This is a genomic window from Haemophilus influenzae, assembly GCF_001457655.1.
Lineage (GTDB): Bacteria > Pseudomonadota > Gammaproteobacteria > Enterobacterales > Pasteurellaceae > Haemophilus > Haemophilus influenzae.
In genome coordinates, this window is sequence record NZ_LN831035.1 from 1,364,862 (window position 1) to 1,383,810 (window position 18,949).

Genomic DNA, 18,949 nt, shown 5'->3' on the forward strand with positions numbered 1-18,949 from the left:
TAAATTCAATGATTTCCAGTAGAATGAGGTGCTTTTATAAATAAGGAATAACTATGGCAAGAGAATTTAAACGTAGCGATCGCGTCGCTCAAGAAATACAAAAAGAAATAGCAGTCATTTTACAACGCGAAGTGAAAGATCCCCGTATTGGGATGGTGACGGTTTCTGATGTGGAAGTGTCGAGCGATTTATCTTACGCAAAAATCTTTGTGACTTTTTTATTCGATCACGATGAAACGGCAATTGAGCAAGGCATGAAAGGCTTAGAAAAAGCATCGCCTTATATTCGTTCATTACTAGGCAAAGCGATGCGTTTACGTATCGTGCCAGAGATTCGCTTTATTTATGATCAATCCTTAGTGGAAGGGATGCGTATGTCAAATCTTGTGACAAATGTTGTGCGTGAAGATGAGAAAAAACACGTTGAGGAAAGCAACTAATGTCTAGACCTCGTAAACGCTGGCGTGATGTTGATGGTGTGTTTTTGTTGGATAAACCACAAGGCATGTCATCAAATGACATTATGCAAAAGGTGAAGCGTTTATTTCAAGCGAATAAAGCAGGGCATACAGGTGCGCTCGATCCGTTGGCTACGGGAATGTTGCCAATTTGCTTGGGTGAAGCAACTAAGTTTTCACAATTTTTGCTTGATGCCGATAAGCGTTATCTTGTTACGGCAAAATTAGGCGAACGTACCGATACTTCCGATGCGGAAGGGCAAGTCGTGGAAACTCGTGAAGTTCATGTTGAAACTCAGCAAATTTTGACCGCACTTGAACAATTTCGTGGCGATATTTTGCAAGTGCCGACCATGTTTTCCGCACTAAAACATAACGGTAAACCGCTTTATGAATATGCGCGTCAAGGTATTACGGTTGAGCGTGAGGCACGTCCAATTACGATTTTTGAACTTAATTTTATTGAATATCACGCACCTTTTTTAACCTTAGAAGTACATTGTTCAAAAGGCACTTATATTCGCACCTTAGTCGATGATTTGGGTGAAGTGCTAGGTTGTGGCGCACATGTGACAATGTTACGCCGTACAGCCGTAGCGGATTACCCCGTAGCAGAAATGATACCAATCAATGAGTTACAACTGCTCGCTGAAAGTTTTCCATTAAGTGAATTAGATCGTCTATTACTGCCAACCGATACCGCAGTAAGTAAATTGCCCGCTTTGCATTTGGATGTAGAGCAGAGTAAAGCCATTGGTTTTGGTCAGCGAGTGAAATTTGCTAATGAACAGCAATTAGGTGGCCAAGTGCGGTTATTTTCAGCGGAGAATTTATTCTTAGGCGTGGCATTAATCGACGGGAATATTATTCGCCCACAACGGTTAATTACACAATCTGCATAACTTCATTGCCTTTCTTATAAAATTCTAGTAATCTCATCTGTAATTAATTTTTTACAATATATGTAAACTAAATTTTGCAGGTGGGTTTTATGGAAGTCCTTAAAGATTTACGTTCTGAAATTGATTCGCTTGATCGCGAACTTATCCAACTTTTTGCTAAACGTCTTGAGTTGGTTTCTCAAGTCGGTAAAGTGAAACATCAACATGGATTACCTATTTATGCGCCAGAGCGTGAAATAGCAATGCTCCAAGCACGTCGTTTAGAGGCTGAAAAAGCAGGCATTTCAGCCGATTTAATTGAAGATGTTCTACGCCGTTTTATGCGTGAATCCTATGCCAATGAAAACCAATTTGGTTTTAAAACTATCAATTCTGATATTCACAAAATTGTTATCGTGGGCGGTTATGGTAAATTAGGTGGCTTATTTGCCCGTTATTTACGTGCATCTGGCTATCCAATTTCTATTTTAGATCGCGAAGATTGGGCGGTGGCTGAAAGTATTTTAGCGAATGCTGATGTCGTGATCGTTTCCGTCCCCATCAATATTACTTTGGAAACGATTGAGCGACTAAAACCTTATTTAACAGAAAATATGTTGCTTGCAGATTTAACTTCTGTTAAGCGTGAACCGCTAGCGAAAATGCTTGAAGTTCATTCTGGTGCAGTTTTAGGTTTACATCCAATGTTTGGTGCAGACATTGCAAGTATGGCAAAACAAGTGGTTGTACGTTGTGATGGACGTTTTCCTGAACGTTATGAATGGTTACTTGAGCAAATTCAAATTTGGGGCGCAAAAATTTATCAAACCAATGCCACAGAACACGATCACAATATGACTTATATACAAGCCTTGCGCCATTTTTCGACTTTTGCGAATGGTTTACACCTTTCCAAACAGCCCATTAATCTCGCTAATTTATTGGCGCTTTCTTCTCCTATTTATCGCTTAGAACTTGCGATGATCGGTCGCTTATTTGCGCAAGATGCAGAGCTTTACGCAGATATTATTATGGATAAGCCAGAAAATTTAGCGGTAATTGAAACGCTAAAACAAACTTACGACGAAGCCTTAACTTTCTTTGAAAAGAATGATCGTCAAGGTTTTATTGATGCTTTCCACAAGGTGCGTGACTGGTTTGGCGATTATTCTGAACAATTCTTAAAAGAAAGCCGTCAGCTATTACAGCAGGCAAATGATTTGAAACAAGGGTAGAGAAAAGTGCGGTGAAATTTCACCGCAGTTTTTTACTGTCTCGCCAATCTTAAATTTTCAGGTAAATTCTCAAAATTAGAGCGGAATGGATTAATGTCTAATCCGCCACGACGAGTATAGCGTGCGTAAACGGTGAGTTTTTCTGGTTTTGCGTAGTGCATTAAATCGCAAAAAATACGTTCGACACATTGTTCGTGGAATTCATTATGCTGACGGAACGATATAACGTAACGCAATAATTTTTCGTGATTGATTTTTTTACCAACATAGTGAATATGCAAGGTGCCCCAGTCTGGCTGATTGGTAATGAGGCAGTTAGATTTCAATAAATGGCTGACTAATTTTTCTTCGACAATTTCATCCGATACGCAATCTTTCAGCCAATTAGCGTTAAATTCGTAGCTAGTAATTTCAATATCTTGTTCATCAATGCAATCGCCTTGTAAATGCTCAATTTTTTGAGCATCATAAACTGCCACTGGATTTAACCGCACTTTTACATCGCCTTGCGCACATTCGATTAAATCGCGTTGCATAGTTTGTTGAACGGCGTTGAAGTCGGTAAATTTGCTTTGGTTAAAGCTATTTAAATAAAGTTTAAAACTTTTTGATTCAATCAAATTTTGGCTTTGATAATCCAGATAAATATCTGCGATAGCCACTTGCGGTAAGCCTTTTTCGTTGAGCCACGAGATTTCATAAGCCGTCCAAATATCTGCACCGATAGTAAATGGTTGGTTTTGAGTAATGCCCAATCCATCACGATTTAAGGCGCGTGGCACAGGCTGTAATAAAGTGCGGTCATATTGAGAGGCGTATTCCGTTTTTTGACCGAGTTTTAAGGATTTTAAGCTGTTGTCTTGGTAATTCATTTATTTTTCCCTTATATGTTAAAAAATAATTTTGCCTTCCCTTGCTTGCGGGGGAAGGTGGCGCGAAGCGTCGGAAGGGGGTTAAGACTTTATCATTCCAACAGAGAGTTGAGGCATGGACTTAAATTACAAAAAATTCCACGATAGATTCGAAACTAATCGACAGGTATCGCATTTAAAATGAAAGGTATCAAAAATCGCATTTTTTAACGCCCAATTTGCACCACAAGAAGGGCAGCAACGGGATTTTTCAGATTCTAAAGATTGCCCACCTACACGATATAAATAATAGTAAGTCGGTATGCCAGTTTCTTTTTCTATTTCTTGAGCTAAATATCGTCCGTGTTTTGAAAGCGTACTTTGATGATCGGAAATTTCTGCCAAAGATTGTTGTTCTAATACCGCACCATTCATTTGTAGTTGATCGCAGGCTTGCCAATTTTCTTGCCATTTAATCAGATCTTGGCTTAAGTGCGGTTGATTTTTCAACTGTTTATACAAAGGGATGGGCGCGAAATTTTCTCCACTATGAATCGGCGAGCAACTTTGTAAATGGGTTGTGTAAAGCACTTGCCAAGTTGGCGATGTATTTTCAGCCGTTTGATCTGAATTGAAATCATCGCCCACAAGTTGAAAACCATCAAAAATTACACCGCACTTTTCGGCTTCTTGTAATGTGCGATTCACTTCTGCGTTATTATTTTGCGGGAAAAGACTATCTTGCTCTGGGCAAATGACACGCATAGCAAAGCCTTGTGCACCATCTTCTTCCGCTAAATATAAAGGAATTTCACGTCCGATAATTTGCCCGTTATACCGCCATTGATCGATCACTGCATTGAGTAAACGACTTTGTGATTCAATATTATTTTCGAGTGCAGTCAGGCGAAAATAGGTTTCGATTAAATACATAAATTTTTTAATTGCTGTCCGATTTGGTTTAAGCCGTTTAAACGCGTTTCACTTAAATGTTGTGAAATGCCGAGTTCGCTAAAAAATACAGTAATATCAAATGTATTCAATTCATCCGCTGTTTTGCCATTGATTTTATTGAATAAAATCCAAAGTAAGCCATTCATAATTCTGGCTTCGCTAAATCCGCTGAATTGAAAAGTGCGGTCATTTTTAGGCATAATTTGAAACCACATTTGTGCTTCGCAGCCAGTAATAGGCTGCATTTGAGCAAGTTCATCATCGCTTGGGCGAGGTAAATTTTTGCCTGCTTGAATAATCAGGCGATAGCGATCTTCCCAATTTTTAGCTTGTTTTAATTGTTCTATCATTGTAATAAATCCAATGCTTTATCTAAGGCGGTAAAAAATGTCTCTACATCTTTTTGCGTATTATAAGGGGCAAAAGAAAGACGCAATGTGGTGCGTTCGCCTAAGCGTGCTAAATAAGGCTGGGCACAATGTTCGCCCACACGAAGCGCAATATTTTGTTCGCTCAAAAGTGTAGAAAGATCGGAACAGTCAATGCCATCAAATACAAAGCAAACAACGGTGCTAGGTTGAGGGGAATCGAATAATCGGCAATTCTCGTAAGATTTTAACCGCACTTTGACGGATTCAGCCAAGGATATAGCGTGCTGTTCTGCTGCGGTAAAATCCCATTTTTGTAGCCAATTTAGTATGGCATTAAATCCAATAACCCCAGCAATATTGGGTGTGCCAGCTTCTAAACGATAAGGCAATTCGGCAAAAGTAATACGATTATTTGACACACGATCAACCATTTTTCCACCAAAAAAGAGCGGTTGAAGTTGAGAAAGTGCGGTTAATTTTCCTGTTAAAACGCCAAGTCCATTTGGGCCATAAATTTTATGGGCAGAAAATGCGAGAAAGTCTGCATCTAAATCTTGTAAATCAATTTTAATATGACTAATCGCTTGTGCAGCATCTACTAAAACCAACGCATGACTATGTTTTCTAATAAGTTGAATTAGTCGTTTAATCGGCTGTTCTGTGCCAGTGACATTTGAAACAAAATTCAGTGCAACGAGTTTTGTTTTTTCAGAAAGGGCTAAAATCAGTGCATTTTCATCAATTAGCCAATTATCTAAAATCGGTAAAACTCGAATTTTTGCACCGCACTTTTTCGCCGTTTCATGCCAAGTGACAAAATTAGCATGATGATCTGCTTGGCTAATCAGAATTTCATCTTCGGCGTTTAATTGCGGCATCAATCCATTTGCCACTAAGTTAATCGCGTGAGTTGTACCCGAAGTCCAAATAACAGTGCGTTTATCTTCCGCATTAACCCATTCTTTAACCTGTGTGCGAGCCTGTTCATATTGCGTAGTTTGGGCTGCATCATATTGGCTGCGATGCACCGAACCTGCCGAAGCATAAAATTCAGCGGTGCGATCAATTAACTCTTGAGGTTTCAACGCAGTGGCGGCGTTATCTAAATAAACAACCGCATCTTCACGTTGGAAATAGGGAAATTCTTGACGGAACGTTTGATAATCAAAAGCCATATTAATTTTTCTCTTGTCTGCGCCATTGACTTGGTTCAATCGGATTATTGTCTGCCCAAAGACCAATTCCTTTGGCTTGTGCATTTTCTTGCGCTTGAAGATAAATCGGATCATGGGAATATTGCTTATAAGCCCATGCCATACCCTGTTTAACCATTTCTAAATTAATATTTTGTTTTTGATAATAAACCACCGCTAAGGTGCGTTGATAGCGATCTTTTCCTTTTCGCGCAAGGCGAACATTTTTTTGATAAACCAGATCAGACAAGGTTTTTTTCGATTTTTGCCCAAAGGCTTGAGATTTTTCTGGCGCATCAATTTCGGCTAAACGAACTTTAATGGATTTATTGCCTTTAGTGAGGCAAGTGAGCGTATCGCCATCACTAATTTTAACCACACGACAAGTATTTTTTTCGCGAGAACAAGCAGAAAGTACGGTAAAAATAAGTAATAAACTCGTCAATAGTATTTTTCGATTTATCATTTTGCAAAGTTTTTGATCTAAGTCTGGTTATTTTACCGAAAAAATGGCTCAAGTTAGCAAAAAAAAGCGTAAAATAATTTTGAAATATTATGAAAATAGTTGAAAAGGTTGTATATGATTCAAAAATTATTTTTATTAGTTCGTTCGTTGGTCATTTTATCTATTATGTTATATCTCGGAAATCTTATTGCTTATTACATTCCATCAGGTGTTCCAGGAAGTATTTGGGGATTGTTATTGCTCTTTTTAGGTTTAACAACACGAGTGATTCATTTAAATTGGATTTATTTAGGCGCAAGTTTGCTAATTCGTTTTATGGCGGTGCTTTTTGTACCAGTGAGCGTGGGAATTATCAAATATTCTGATTTATTGATAGAGCAAATTAATATTTTGCTTGTTCCTAATATTGTGAGTACTTGTGTCACTTTACTTGTTATAGGATTTTTAGGTCATTATTTGTATCAGATGCAATCTTTTACACATAAACGCAAAAAAGTAATAAAACGTAGAGAAAATCAGGTAAAACAAGCGAATTAGTATGTTAGGAAAGTTTATATGCAGCAGTACATTATTTATCTTTATACATTTTTAACAATTTTTGGGTTTTGGCTCGCACTACAAATTAGCAAACGTTGGAAGTCAATGATTTTTAATACTTTTGTTTTAACAGTATTAATTTTGGCGGCGATTTTAGTGATAGGAAAGATTCCTTATGATGATTATATGGCAGGAAATGCACCTATTAATAATTTACTTGGTTTGAGTATCGTTGCTCTCGCATTGCCTCTTTATGAACAACTTCGCCAAATTGCCAAACAATGGAAAATTATTCTTTCAACGGTGGTTATAGCCTCTTTTTTGGCGATGTTAAGTGGCGGGCTTTTAGCATTTCTTTTAGGCGCAACGCCCGAAATGGTCGCTACGGTTTTACCTAAATCCATCACAATGCCTATTGCGATGGAAGTTTCCCGTCATTTAGGCGGCATTCCTGCCGTAACTGCAGTTGGTGTTGTGGTTGCAGGTTTGCAAGGATCGATATTTGGTTATCTTGTATTAAAAAAATTGGGTGTTAAACATCAAGAAGCTATTGGGCTTTCTGTTGGTTCGGTTTCTCACGCGCTCGGTACAGTAAGTTGTATGGAAACGAATCCAACAGCGGGAAGTTACAGTTCTATTTCTCTTGTGCTTTGTGGGATTATTAGTTCTATTCTCGCACCATTTGTATTTAAGCTGATTTATTTCTTTGTTTAAATATCAATAAAAATTCAACCGCACTTTATTCATTTTAGATTGTGTTTGTTATAGATAAAGTGCGGTTGTTTTTTGCGCTAAATGATTAGATAATGCAGAAAAACGAAATAAAACAAAGCGATATGAAACCACTTATCATTGATTCTTCTTGGACAGAACGTTTTCTTCCTGATCCTCCACGCGAAAAAGATAATCGTCCACCATTTCGTCGTGATCGTGGGCGAATTTTACATTCTGCTGCTTTTCGTTGCTTACAGGCGAAAACTCAAATTCACGCAATTGGCGAAAATGATTTTTATCGCACTCGCTTAACCCATTCTTTAGAAGTCGCTCAGATTGGCAGTAGTCTCGTTGCACAACTTAAATTTTTAGAAACCTTTGAAAGCCTTTCGCAAACATTAAATATTGATAAAAACGAGTTGCAAAAACAATTAAAACCTTTATTGCCGAGTAACGATCTTATTGAGAGTTTGTGTTTTGCTCATGATATTGGGCATCCGCCTTTTGGGCATGGTGGCGAAACGGCATTAAATTATATGATGGCAGAGCAGGGCGGTTTTGAAGGCAATGCGCAAACCTTTAGAATTTTAACGAAACTTGAGCCTTATACTGAAAATGCAGGGATGAATCTAACGCGTAGAACACTATTGGGTGTCGTGAAATATCCTGCGTTGTTAGATGTGGCTTCGCCTCAATATGCAGAACTTAATTTTTCTCGCAATATTGATCCTCGTTTTGTGCGTATTCACGATTGGATTCCAGGAAAAGGCATTTTCCGTGATGATTTAAAAATGTTTAATTGGTTGCTGGAAAATCTTTCTGAAAATGACCGCACTTTATTCTGTCAATTTAAAAAAGTGCGGGAAAATCCTGCGGAATTTTTACAGACGAGCTTTAAATCTTTGGATTGCAGCATTATGGAATTGGCAGATGATATTGCCTATGGCGTACATGATTTAGAAGATGCCATTGTGACTGGCGTGGTAAATCCTCATCAATGGCAAGCGGCACATTCCGCATTGAAACAAATTCCTTCAGCTTGGTTGCAAGAAAATATTGATTCAATTAGCCAACGACTTTTCTCTGATAAACATTTTGAACGAAAACAAGCCATTGGTGCATTGGTGAACTTTTTTATTACTAATGTGCGGTGGAAATTAACGGCAAATTTTGATGAACCTTTGTTACGTTATAACGCAGAGTTGTCACCTGAAGTGATTATTGCACTTGGTGTATTTAAAAAATTTGTTTGGGATTATGTTATTCGCAATGTGGATACTCAACGAATCGAATATAAAGGGCAGAGAATGCTAACAGAAATGTTCCAAATTTTTGAATCTGATCCAGAGCGTTTATTACCGAGAAATACTGCAAATCGTTGGCGTAATGCCCCTGAAGAAAGGAAGAAGCGGATTATTTGCGATTATATTGCAGGTATGTCGGATGCACACGCATTGCGGGTATATCAACAAGTTTGATTTAAGAGAGAATCCCATCGAATTGATGGGATTTTTTATGCAAACCGTATAGAATAGTGCGGTTAATTTTCACTGAATTTTTATGGGGCAGTTGTGGCATTAATTAGTTTAACCAATGGATATCTTTCCTTTAGCGATGTGCCTTTGTTAGATCACGCAGAACTACATATTGAACCGAATGAACGTGTTTGTTTAGTTGGGCGTAACGGCGCAGGTAAATCAACTTTATTGAAAATCATCGCAGGCGATGTGCTTATGGATGATGGCAAAATCCAATACGAAAAAGATCTTGTGGTTTCTCGTTTAGAACAAGACCCACCGCGTAATGCACAAGGCAATATTTTTGATTATGTCGCAGAAGGTGTAGGGCATTTAACGGATTTATTGAAAGAATATCATCATATTTCTGTTCAATTGGAAGAAAATTACAGTGATCAAATTTTAAGTCAATTAGAGCAAGTTCAGGCTAAATTAGAACACGCTGATGGCTGGCGATTTGAAAATAAAATCAATGAAGTATTGTTAAAACTAGGTTTAAATCCAAACACAAAATTATCCGCACTTTCGGGCGGTTGGTTACGCAAAGCGGCACTAGCACGTGCATTGGTGTGCGATCCTGATGTGTTATTACTCGATGAACCAACTAACCACTTGGATGTGGAAGCTATTGAATGGCTGGAAAATTTCTTACTGGATTTCCAAGGTAGTATTGTATTTATTTCCCATGACCGTTCTTTTATTCGCAAAATGGCAACACGCATTGTGGATTTAGATCGCGGTCAATTGCAGTCTTATCTAGGCAATTACGATTTATATTTAACCACGAAAGAAGAAAATCTACGCGTTGAAGCCTTGCAAAATGAATTATTTGATAAACGTCTAGCACAGGAAGAAGTATGGATTCGCCAAGGTATCAAGGCTCGCCGCACAAGAAATGAAGGGCGAGTGCGAGCATTAAAAGCGATGCGTGAGGAACGCCGCCAACGCCGTGATGTAATGGGAATAGCCAAATTACAGTTAGATACCTCAAGTCGTTCTGGCAAAATTGTCTTTGAAATGGAAGATGTGAGCTATGAAATCGCAGGAAAAACCTTGTTAAAAGATTTTTCAACAACGATTTTACGTGGAGACAAAATTGCACTTGTTGGGGTAAATGGCTGTGGGAAAACCACGTTCATTAAATTATTGCTGGGTGAAATTCAGCCAACATCAGGCAAAATTCGTTGTGGTACTAAATTAGAGATTGCTTATTTTGACCAATACCGTGCTGATTTAGATCCCGAAAAAACCGTAATGGATAATGTGGCGGATGGTAAACAAGATATTGAAGTCAATGGTGTAAAACGCCATGTACTAGGGTATTTGCAAGATTTCTTGTTCCCACCCAAACGTGCAATGACCCCAGTTAAAGCCTTATCGGGGGGAGAACGAAATCGTTTATTGCTCGCAAAATTATTACTCAAACCAAATAATTTATTGATTCTTGACGAACCAACCAATGACCTTGATGTAGAAACATTGGAGCTTTTAGAAGAAATTTTGACTGATTATCAAGGCACATTGTTAATTGTGAGCCACGACCGTCAATTTATCGATAATACTGCCACAGAATGTTATTTATTCGAAGGTGAAGGGCGTTTGAATAAGTATGTGGGAGGATTCTTTGATGCGAAACAGCAACAAGCCAATTTCTGGGCAAGTAAAGCAGTGGAAGAACAGGCTAAAGCGAAGAAATCTGAACCACTAAAAGAAGAAAGTGCGGTGAAAAGTGACCGCACTTCTAAGCCGAAATCCGTGAAACTTTCTTATAAAGAACAACGAGAGCTAGAACAACTTCCACAACTATTGGAAGAGTTGGAAACTAAAATCACCGTACTTCAAGCTGAAATAGCCGATCCAGCATTTTTCCAACAGGCTCACGATATTACCGACGCTAAATTAAAAGAATTGGCGGATACTGAAGCCGAATTAGAAACAGCATTTTTACGCTGGGAAGAATTGGAAGAAAAGAAAAATTTGACTGACGGTAAAGCTTAAAAAATAACGCCCGAAAGGGCGTTTTTATTTAGAGGAAATATTGCACAGAATCAGATTTTAATTCTTTGCTAATAGATCAATTATTTTGCTGCTTTTAATTCTTGATAATATTGTTCATAGAATTGAATTGCATCGCCAACGTCATCTTGCCAGTGACTATTTTTTAATATATCAGCTGACGGATAAATCGCTGGATCTTCAGTGATTTCTTTTGGTAATGCTTTTTTCGCTTCAATATTTGAGGTTGGGTAACCGATAGCTAAGGTTAATTTTTCAGCTGTTTTTTTCCCTAACATGTAGTTAATCAGCTTGTGTGCGCCTTCAGGATTTTTAGCTGTTGCAGGAATTGCAAGAGTATCAACCCAAAGTACAGGACCCTCTTTTGGGAATACCATATTTAAAGGTGCTTTTTCTTTTTTAGCAATACGTACCGAACCATTCCATAATTGACCCACTTCCACTTCGCCTGAGATGAACGAGTTAGCTGGGTTATCGGAATTGAAAGAAAGTACATTTGGACGTAATTTCAATAATTCTTCATAGGCTTGTTTGATAATGGCTGGATCTTGAGTATTTGGATCTTGACCAATTTTCAATAAAGCGATGTTGAATACTTCACGCGCATCGTCTAATAATTGAACTTTGTTTGCAAATTCAGGTTTCCATAAGTCTGCCCAAGAAGTGAATTCTTCGCCTTTGTAAGTGTTGGTATTGAATGCGATACCCGGCGCACCTAAAAGTTGCGGAAGAGAGTATTTGTTACCTTTATCATAAGGTTTATTGAGCCAATCAGGATCTAATTCTTTAAGAACAGGTAATTTGCTGTGATCAAGTTCTTTTAACATTCCTTCGCGTGCCATTTTAGAAACGAAGTAGTTAGAAGGTGCGATAACATCATAGCCACCAGACTCGCCTTGAGTTTTGAGTTTAGCGTACATTGTTTCGTTTGATTCTAGGCTTGAAACGATAACTTTGATGCCAGTTTCTTTAGTAAACTCATCTAAAAGACCATCTGGTACATATTCAGTCCAAGTGTAGAGATACACAGTGTCATTAGCAGCAGCCGTAGCTTTTGCAGTTTCTTGCTTAGCATCTTTATCGTTGCAAGCGGTTAAAGTTGCAGCTACGAAGCTGGCAGTAATTAAACCTGCAAATTTTTTCATTTTTGTTTGTTCTCCTGTTAAAGAGTCGTAAAAAAACCACCTGCCGAATGACAGGCATAAAAAAACGCCTTGATTGTGCGTCAAGGCGTATTCTATTTTAAATTCAAAGGTTTGTGAAACCTTTTGTTAATTAATGGTTATTTTTTCGTGTAATTAGCTGGCTTAAAACGACAAGAGCTAATGAAAGCACGATCATAATCGTTGCTAAAGCATTAACTTCAGGTGTTACACCAGTTTTCACTAGAGAGAATATTCTCAATGGTAAGATTTCATAACTTACACCGCTGACAAATGATGAAACCACAACATCATCTAATGAAATAGTGAAACTTAATAACCAACCAGATACAACTGCAGGTAATGCTAAAGGAAGGATAATTTTACGTAAAATAGTCACTTCGCTTGCACCTAAGTCTTTCGCCGCTTCTAACATTCTGAAATCAAAGCCATTTAAGCGAGAGAAGATAGTTACGGTCACATACGGTAAACAGAAAGTTACGTGGGCAAGTAGTAAAGACCAGAAGCCCAATGAAATACCCACAACCATAAATAATGCAAGTAAAGATACTGCCATTACAATATCTGGAGACATCATAACGATAAATAGCATACCGCTTACTGCTTGTTTACCGCGGAATCGATAGCGATAAAGTGCGATTGCAGTTAATCCACCTACAATAGTAGCTAGGGTAGCCGCAAAAAATGCAATAGTTACCGAATGAATCGCAGCTTGTATTAAGGTGTCGTTATTAAATAAACGCTCGTACCAGTTCCAGCTAAAACCTTTCCAACTCAAACCATAACGATCTTTGTTAAAGGAATTAGTGACTAAAATAATAATTGGGATATACAAATAAGCGTATACCACAAACATAAATGCATTACGTAGTAAACGACTCATTATTCTAACTCCACTTTCTTATTCAATAGTTTATTCGCGCGGTAGTACACGAAAATCAACAATGCCATTAGAACAGTTAAACCAATACTGACTGCAGAACCAAATGGCCAGTTACGAGAAATTAAGAATTCGCTCTTAATTACGTTACCAACAAGCAAGACTTTTGCTCCACCGAGTAGGTCTGCTACATAAAACATTCCCATTGCTGGCAATAATACCAATAAACAACCTGCGATAATACCAGGCATAGTCAATGGTAAAATCACTCGGAAGAAACGTTGGAACGTATTTGCTCCTAAATCTCGTGCTGCTTCTAATAAACGATTATCTAGTTTTTCAATGGCAGAGTAGAGTGGCAAAATCATAAATGGCAATAGTAAATAAACTAAGCCAATGATTACCGCAATTTCGGTATTCAAAATACGAATTGGCGCACTCAAAATTCCCATATCAATTAACATCGTGTTAAGTATGCCTTTCACGCCAAGAAACACTTTCATTCCATAAATACGAATTAACGAGTTTGTCCAAAATGGTAAAACCACAAGGAACAATAAGAGCGGTCGATATTTAGGATGAATTTTACTCATCATAAAAGCAAATGGATAACCTATTAGTAAGCAAATAATGGTGGCGATGCCCGACATAGACAATGAATTCCACACAACTTGTGCATAAAGCGGATTAAACAAGTTTGTATAGTTTTCAATAGTAATTGGGAATGCATAAAAGTTGCTACCATCTCGAGTCAGAAAACTTACGGCAAGTACCAATAAGTTTGGAATCAGCACAAAGAAGATTAGCCAACTGAAGATAATCGCAACAGTAATTTTCTGGAATTTATTATTGATTATCTTCATCGTTGAGTACAACCTCCCAGCCTTCGTGCCATGTGATACCTACGCGTTGTCCTATGCTATGATCCATATGTGGATCATCTTCATTAAAGAATTCACTTACAAGGACACGCATTCCGTTATGATCAAACTCTACCGTTGATTCTAATGTCATTCCTTTATAAGTGCGGTCAATAATATGACCGATAATTGCTTTAGAATGTTCATTTTCATCTAATTCTTCAATCACAATATCTTCAGGGCGAAGGAGTACTTGAAGTTTTTGATCTTTTTCCACAGGCATATCCGTATAAATATCACAAATACGACCTTCAACATTTGCCAGTACAACTTGTTCTGATTTTCGTTCAATCACAGTGGCTTCAAATACGTTAATTTCGCCAATGAAACGAGCAACGAATAAGTTAGCTGGATCTTCATAGATTTCACGTGGAGAACCATCCTGTGCGATTTTACCTTTACGCAATAATACAATACGATCAGACATTGTAATCGCTTCTTCTTGATCGTGGGTGACAAAAATAAAGGTAATGCCAAGCTGACGTTGTAACATTTTGAGTTCTTGTTGCATTTGTTTACGCAATTTGTAATCCAATGCAGATAAAGACTCATCAAGTAACAACACTTTTGGTTTATTTACTACGGCACGAGCGATAGCAATACGTTGTTGTTGTCCGCCAGAAAGTTGAGTTGGCTTACGATCAGCCATTTCTTCTAGTTGTACCATACGCAAGGCTTCTAAAACACGCGGTTTAATTTCCTCGTTTGGTACTTTTTGCATACGCAAACCGAAAGCCACGTTCTCAAAAATTGTCATATGTGGAAATAGCGCATAGCTTTGGAATACCGTATTAATATGACGTTTTTCCGCTGGCACATTGGTGATATCTTCACCATCTAAAATAATGCTACCTGAATCCAATTCTTCTAAGCCTGCAAGTAAGCGTAAAACTGTGGTCTTACCACAGCCTGAAGGGCCAAGAATAGTGACAAACTCACCGTTATTAATTGCAAGATTGAAATCGTTAATAATGGTGTTAGAACCATAGGATTTTTTGATTGAACGAAGCTCAATAATAGGCTTGTTTTGAGGCTGATTTTCCACTAGCTTTGGTTTTCTCCCTAATTTCACCAATGATTTGGTACTGAGTAGAAATAAAACCTGCAAGACTGCAGGGGCGACATATAAAAATAGACGCCTATGATATAGTGAATTGTTAATAATGAAAAGGACTTAATACCTTAGAAAGTAAAAAAACTGCCGTTCATAAAAATAACGAGAAATTTAACCGCACTTTCGATGAATTTTACTTCGTTAATTTTATAAATATTGTTATATATCAAGATGTTTTCTATTTTTCTCGTTAAACTAAAAAAGATATTTTTAAAAGGAGCGAGAATATGATTTCTCAAATAGATAAAGCAGAACTTTTAGAACGATTTTTACATTATGTGTCTTTTCACACCCAATCAAAACCTAATGCGAAGCATTCCCCCAGCTCTGTTGGGCAAATGAAGTTAGCCATGCAGTTACAAAAAGAATTAATCCAACTTGGTTTGGAGAATGTTGAAGTAAGTAAATATGCAGTGGTAACAGCATTTTTACCCGCTAATGATCCTAACTTAACGAAAACCATTGGTTTAGTTGAGCATCTTGATACATCTCCGCAATGTAGTGGTAAAAATGTACGTCCAGAAGTGATAGAAGAATATCGTGGCGGAGATATTGCATTAGGTATTGGCGAGGAATTTATTAGCCCTGTTTATTATTCTTTTATGCAAAAATTAGTCGGACAAACGCTTATTGTTACTGATGGAACCACTTTGCTTGGGGCGGATAATAAGGCAGGAATTGCAGAAATTATGACCGCACTTTCCATTCTTCAAAAAGAGAATATTCCCCATTGCAATATTCGTGTTGCTTTTACGCCTGATGAAGAAATTGGTTTGGGAATCCATTATTTCCCAATGGAAAAGTTTTCCTGTGATTGGGCATATACCATTGATGGGGGAGAGGTAGGGGAATTAGAATACGAAAACTTTAATGCTGCAACGGCAAAAGTGCGGTTTTTCGGGCGAAATATTCACACAGGTTATGCAAAAGGAAAAATGCTGAATGCGCTGACTTTAGCTTGTGAATTTCAGCAAGTTTTTCCTGTTGATGAAGTACCAGAAAAAACCGATGGGAAAGCGGGCTTTTATCATTTAGAAGATTTTTCTGGCGATATTGAGCAAGTAGAGCTTACCTATTTGATTCGTGATTTTGACGAACAGAATTTCGCACAAAGAAAAGCTTTTATTAAAAATCAGGTGGAAAAATTTAATGCTAAAAAAGGTTTGAAAAAGCCTATAGAGTTAGAAATTCAAGATAGCTACCAAAATATGTATGATGTGGTAAAAAACGTTCCTCAATCAATTGAACTTGCTGATCGCGCAATGAAAGCGGTGGGAATTAAACCAAATCATAAGCCGATTCGAGGCGGTACAGATGGGGCATTTTTAGCCTCTAAAGGTTTAGCATGCCCAAATATTTTTACTGGCGGCTATAATTTCCATAGTAAACACGAGTTGGTTTCTTTACAAGGCATGGAAAATACTGTCCAAGTAATTATCGAAATGCTGAAATGTAAAGATTTGTAAAGAAATGTAAAGATTTTTCTTGCTATTCTTTAGATTACTCAATATAATGGTGGCGTTTTATCGAGATTCCTTTGATGAAGCTAAACTTTAGAGATTTTATTCATAAATTCCTTTTTAATGCCCCTAATTATTTAGGGGCTTTTTTTATCTAATTGGACAAGAAATAATAAAATAGCTAACAAATTTAATATTTCTTCATTTTAAATTATTTTTTATCCTATTAATTTAACTCTAAATTCTCAAGAATATATTTTATCAACTAAAAAAATAGTTAATAATCAAAATTTTTAACGCTCTACAATATTTATTTCTATAGATTTATTTACTGATTTAAAAAACGTTAAATTTAGTGGCTAAATTAACTAAATTAGTTTAAAGAGATCACTGTGAATAATAGGTATAAGAGTTTCCTTTATTCAGACTGAATTTGACATTCTTATTCTAAATAGGAAACTCTTACTTTTGAGGTAATTTGCTGGATCAAATTTAATCTTAGACAAATTAAATTAATCTAACTTTATTGAGTTAGATTAATTGCAGGTTAGTTTTCGTTAGCGTTGAAATTTATTCATTAATTATGGCAAGTTTGGCACGCTGCTTGGAACATCCATACTAATTTTTCTTGTTCTTTAATATAGTCACTCATTTGTGATGCAGTACCTTCATCATTAGCGTTATTTGCAAAAGCAAGAATTTCACGTTGTTGATCTAGTAATGTTTTTAGACCTTGTAATGTGCCTGATAAACATTCTTGTGCCTCACTTACTGCAATATCTTCTTTAATTCGAGATATTTTTAAGTATTGGCTGTAAGCATTATTTGGTGTGTAACCTAAAGTTAAAATACGTTCAGCCACCTCATCTACTCTAGCAACTAAATTAGTATAAATTTCTTCAAATTTTGCGTGTAATGCAAAGAAGTTTACGCCTTTAATGTTCCAGTGGTAGCCCCGCACATTAGTATAGAAAACTTGGTAGGTTGCAAGTAATTCGTTAAGTTTATCGGCTAATTCTGCTGATTGAACTTTATCTAGTCCGATTGATGTTTTTGACATAATAATTTCCTTTTTCTAGTTGAATAATTGAGCTAATGCCCTCCCTTTGATATGGGTATTATACCTTTCTATAATTTGAAGTGAAATTGTTCTATTCAATATAATTGATAGCCTTAGTCTTATTTGTTAAGAAATTGTAATAAATAGAAGCTATCAAATAAGTGATCAAGATCACAATTTTAATGAATATTTAATCAAACTATCGCAGCTAACAATAAATTTTGATTTAATAAGTACAGTTATAATTTTTAATATTTTTTCTAAGGATATGTTATGCAAGAACTTATTAAGCGCACCTTGCCACAAGATGATGCACTTAATCAAGCTATTGTGAATGAACTTCGTTCACAAAATTGGGCTGGTTTTTTAAATTATTCCCAAGTGCAGCAGCTTTGTCATAATTTTGAACTTACCCCACTAAAATTGGCTATGCACTTGTTGCCACTTGCTGCAAGTTATAGTCATACTGCTATTTCTCATTTTAATGTGGGGGCAATTGCTATTGGCGAACAAGGGGATTTTTATTTCGGCGCGAATCAAGAATTTGCTAATTCAGCCATTCAGCAAACGATTCACGCGGAACAAAGTGCAATTTCTCACGCTTGGTTGCGTAATGAACGCCGTATTTCAGATATGGTGGTCAATTACACGCCGTGCGGACATTGTCGTCAATTTATGAATGAATTGCACGGTGCTGAAAAAATTTCAATTCATTTGCCGCATAGCCAAAATAATCCATTACATTCTTATTTACCGGATGCGTTTGGGCCAAAAGATCTCGATATTGCAGCACATCTTTTGGCGGAAGAAAATCATGATTTAGTTGCTGATCATCAAGATGATTTGGTTAATCAAGCTATTTTAGCGGCAAATCAATCTCATTGTCCTTATTCAAATAGTCCGCACGGCATTGCGATTTTATTTAAAAATGGTGATGTGGTGACAGGACGTTATGCAGAAAACGCCGCATTTAATCCGAGTTTGCCAGCGTTGCAAACCGCACTTAATTTTGCGTATTTAAATGATAAAAAATTGAGTGATATTGAGCGAATTGTGATGGCTGAAAAAGCATTAAAATTGAGCCATAAAACGATGGCTGAAACCTTATTATCCACATTAACTTCAGTAGAATTAGAGTATTATTCTTTGTAAATATGAA

The 18,949-nt window shown here is 37.1% G+C and carries 19 protein-coding genes; 9 read left to right on the forward strand and 10 right to left on the reverse strand.

Annotated elements, in window-relative coordinates:
* Window positions 1-53 precede the first annotated feature (53 nt).
* The 3 genes from rbfA to tyrA all read left to right on the forward strand — a co-directional run bounded on the left by rbfA (window position 54) and on the right by tyrA (window position 2,574).
* Window positions 54-440: a 30S ribosome-binding factor RbfA gene (gene rbfA / locus AT683_RS06730; protein WP_005628626.1), complete on the forward strand. Its 387-nt coding sequence runs from the start codon at window positions 54-56 to the stop codon at window positions 438-440.
* Window positions 440-1,360, forward strand: coding sequence for a tRNA pseudouridine(55) synthase TruB (truB, locus tag AT683_RS06735; protein ID WP_058222217.1), 921 nt, complete (start codon window positions 440-442; stop codon window positions 1,358-1,360). The genes rbfA and truB overlap by 1 nt, the downstream gene beginning before the upstream one ends.
* A gap of 89 nt (window positions 1,361-1,449) precedes the next feature.
* Window positions 1,450-2,574: a bifunctional chorismate mutase/prephenate dehydrogenase gene (gene tyrA, locus AT683_RS06740; RefSeq protein WP_011272657.1), complete on the forward strand. Its 1,125-nt coding sequence runs from the start codon at window positions 1,450-1,452 to the stop codon at window positions 2,572-2,574.
* A gap of 32 nt (window positions 2,575-2,606) precedes the next feature.
* On the opposite strand, the gene queF is transcribed toward tyrA, so the two are convergent.
* From queF to AT683_RS06765, 5 genes are all read right to left on the reverse strand, one after another.
* Window positions 2,607-3,446, reverse strand: coding sequence for an NADPH-dependent 7-cyano-7-deazaguanine reductase QueF (gene queF, locus AT683_RS06745; RefSeq protein ID WP_011272656.1), 840 nt, complete (start codon window positions 3,444-3,446; stop codon window positions 2,607-2,609).
* A gap of 126 nt (window positions 3,447-3,572) precedes the next feature.
* Window positions 3,573-4,358 carry a Zn-ribbon-containing protein gene (locus AT683_RS06750; RefSeq protein ID WP_038441106.1) on the reverse strand — a complete coding sequence of 262 codons (786 nt, stop codon included), beginning with the start codon at window positions 4,356-4,358 and terminating at the stop codon, window positions 3,573-3,575.
* Window positions 4,349-4,729, reverse strand: coding sequence for a SufE family protein (locus AT683_RS06755; protein WP_050845983.1), 381 nt, complete (start codon window positions 4,727-4,729; stop codon window positions 4,349-4,351). Before AT683_RS06755 ends, AT683_RS06750 begins: the two co-directional genes overlap by 10 nt.
* Entirely contained in the window at window positions 4,726-5,925 is a 1,200-nt protein-coding gene (locus AT683_RS06760; RefSeq protein ID WP_050845982.1) for a cysteine desulfurase, read from the reverse strand. Before AT683_RS06760 ends, AT683_RS06755 begins: the two co-directional genes overlap by 4 nt.
* A gap of 1 nt (window position 5,926) precedes the next feature.
* Window positions 5,927-6,409, reverse strand: coding sequence for a thermonuclease family protein (locus AT683_RS06765; RefSeq protein ID WP_005694472.1), 483 nt, complete (start codon window positions 6,407-6,409; stop codon window positions 5,927-5,929).
* A gap of 114 nt (window positions 6,410-6,523) precedes the next feature.
* Between AT683_RS06765 and AT683_RS06770 the strand changes: the two genes are divergently transcribed.
* The 4 genes from AT683_RS06770 to AT683_RS06785 all read left to right on the forward strand — a co-directional run bounded on the left by AT683_RS06770 (window position 6,524) and on the right by AT683_RS06785 (window position 11,175).
* Window positions 6,524-6,946, forward strand: a complete 423-nt coding sequence (locus AT683_RS06770) for a CidA/LrgA family protein (protein WP_005650310.1) — start codon at window positions 6,524-6,526, stop codon at window positions 6,944-6,946.
* A gap of 18 nt (window positions 6,947-6,964) precedes the next feature.
* Window positions 6,965-7,660: a CidB/LrgB family autolysis modulator gene (locus tag AT683_RS06775; protein WP_005657449.1), complete on the forward strand. Its 696-nt coding sequence runs from the start codon at window positions 6,965-6,967 to the stop codon at window positions 7,658-7,660.
* Between the two features lie 92 nt (window positions 7,661-7,752).
* Window positions 7,753-9,138 carry an anti-phage deoxyguanosine triphosphatase gene (locus AT683_RS06780; protein ID WP_050845981.1) on the forward strand — a complete coding sequence of 462 codons (1,386 nt, stop codon included), beginning with the start codon at window positions 7,753-7,755 and terminating at the stop codon, window positions 9,136-9,138.
* Window positions 9,139-9,231: 93 nt separating this feature from the next.
* Window positions 9,232-11,175: an ABC transporter ATP-binding protein gene (locus AT683_RS06785; protein WP_044364264.1), complete on the forward strand. Its 1,944-nt coding sequence runs from the start codon at window positions 9,232-9,234 to the stop codon at window positions 11,173-11,175.
* An 80-nt stretch (window positions 11,176-11,255) separates the two neighbouring features.
* On the opposite strand, the gene AT683_RS06790 is transcribed toward AT683_RS06785, so the two are convergent.
* The 4 genes from AT683_RS06790 to potA all read right to left on the reverse strand — a co-directional run bounded on the left by AT683_RS06790 (window position 11,256) and on the right by potA (window position 15,201).
* Window positions 11,256-12,338, reverse strand: coding sequence for an extracellular solute-binding protein (locus AT683_RS06790; RefSeq protein WP_044364263.1), 1,083 nt, complete (start codon window positions 12,336-12,338; stop codon window positions 11,256-11,258).
* A 130-nt stretch (window positions 12,339-12,468) separates the two neighbouring features.
* Window positions 12,469-13,239, reverse strand: coding sequence for a spermidine/putrescine ABC transporter permease PotC (potC, locus tag AT683_RS06795; RefSeq protein WP_038441113.1), 771 nt, complete (start codon window positions 13,237-13,239; stop codon window positions 12,469-12,471).
* Entirely contained in the window at window positions 13,239-14,099 is an 861-nt protein-coding gene (gene potB, locus AT683_RS06800; RefSeq protein ID WP_005650698.1) for a spermidine/putrescine ABC transporter permease PotB, read from the reverse strand. Before potB ends, potC begins: the two co-directional genes overlap by 1 nt.
* Window positions 14,083-15,201 carry a spermidine/putrescine ABC transporter ATP-binding protein PotA gene (gene potA / locus AT683_RS06805; RefSeq protein WP_005650696.1) on the reverse strand — a complete coding sequence of 373 codons (1,119 nt, stop codon included), beginning with the start codon at window positions 15,199-15,201 and terminating at the stop codon, window positions 14,083-14,085. The genes potB and potA overlap by 17 nt, the downstream gene beginning before the upstream one ends.
* Before the next feature lie 296 nt (window positions 15,202-15,497).
* Here potA and pepT point away from each other — a divergent pair, with 296 nt between their 5' ends.
* Window positions 15,498-16,736, forward strand: a complete 1,239-nt coding sequence (gene pepT / locus AT683_RS06810; RefSeq protein ID WP_038441117.1) for a peptidase T — start codon at window positions 15,498-15,500, stop codon at window positions 16,734-16,736.
* A 571-nt stretch (window positions 16,737-17,307) separates the two neighbouring features.
* On the opposite strand, the gene AT683_RS06815 is transcribed toward pepT, so the two are convergent.
* Window positions 17,308-17,790 (reverse strand): Dps family protein, encoded by a 483-nt coding sequence (locus AT683_RS06815; RefSeq protein ID WP_005650692.1) that lies wholly within the window; start codon window positions 17,788-17,790, stop codon window positions 17,308-17,310.
* 273 nt (window positions 17,791-18,063) lie between these two features.
* On the opposite strand from AT683_RS06815, the gene cdd reads away from it, so the two are divergent.
* Window positions 18,064-18,942, forward strand: coding sequence for a cytidine deaminase (gene cdd / locus AT683_RS06820; protein ID WP_005650690.1), 879 nt, complete (start codon window positions 18,064-18,066; stop codon window positions 18,940-18,942).
* Window positions 18,943-18,949: the final 7 nt, after the last annotated feature.

Bases quoted from the DNA above. Each gene is read 5' to 3' on its own strand.
- rbfA (WP_005628626.1), top strand. From the start codon at position 54: ATGGCAAGAGAATTTAAACGTAGCGATCGCGTCGCTCAAGAAATACAA.
- truB (WP_058222217.1), top strand. From the start codon at position 440: ATGTCTAGACCTCGTAAACGCTGGCGTGATGTTGATGGTGTGTTTTTG.
- tyrA (WP_011272657.1), top strand. From the start codon at position 1,450: ATGGAAGTCCTTAAAGATTTACGTTCTGAAATTGATTCGCTTGATCGC.
- queF (WP_011272656.1), bottom strand. From the start codon at position 3,446: ATGAATTACCAAGACAACAGCTTAAAATCCTTAAAACTCGGTCAAAAA.
- AT683_RS06750 (WP_038441106.1), bottom strand. From the start codon at position 4,358: ATGTATTTAATCGAAACCTATTTTCGCCTGACTGCACTCGAAAATAAT.
- AT683_RS06755 (WP_050845983.1), bottom strand. From the start codon at position 4,729: ATGATAGAACAATTAAAACAAGCTAAAAATTGGGAAGATCGCTATCGC.
- AT683_RS06760 (WP_050845982.1), bottom strand. From the start codon at position 5,925: ATGGCTTTTGATTATCAAACGTTCCGTCAAGAATTTCCCTATTTCCAA.
- AT683_RS06765 (WP_005694472.1), bottom strand. From the start codon at position 6,409: ATGATAAATCGAAAAATACTATTGACGAGTTTATTACTTATTTTTACC.
- AT683_RS06770 (WP_005650310.1), top strand. From the start codon at position 6,524: ATGATTCAAAAATTATTTTTATTAGTTCGTTCGTTGGTCATTTTATCT.
- AT683_RS06775 (WP_005657449.1), top strand. From the start codon at position 6,965: ATGCAGCAGTACATTATTTATCTTTATACATTTTTAACAATTTTTGGG.
- AT683_RS06780 (WP_050845981.1), top strand. From the start codon at position 7,753: ATGCAGAAAAACGAAATAAAACAAAGCGATATGAAACCACTTATCATT.
- AT683_RS06790 (WP_044364263.1), bottom strand. From the start codon at position 12,338: ATGAAAAAATTTGCAGGTTTAATTACTGCCAGCTTCGTAGCTGCAACT.
- potC (WP_038441113.1), bottom strand. From the start codon at position 13,239: ATGAGTCGTTTACTACGTAATGCATTTATGTTTGTGGTATACGCTTAT.
- potB (WP_005650698.1), bottom strand. From the start codon at position 14,099: ATGAAGATAATCAATAATAAATTCCAGAAAATTACTGTTGCGATTATC.
- pepT (WP_038441117.1), top strand. From the start codon at position 15,498: ATGATTTCTCAAATAGATAAAGCAGAACTTTTAGAACGATTTTTACAT.
- AT683_RS06815 (WP_005650692.1), bottom strand. From the start codon at position 17,790: ATGTCAAAAACATCAATCGGACTAGATAAAGTTCAATCAGCAGAATTA.
- cdd (WP_005650690.1), top strand. From the start codon at position 18,064: ATGCAAGAACTTATTAAGCGCACCTTGCCACAAGATGATGCACTTAAT.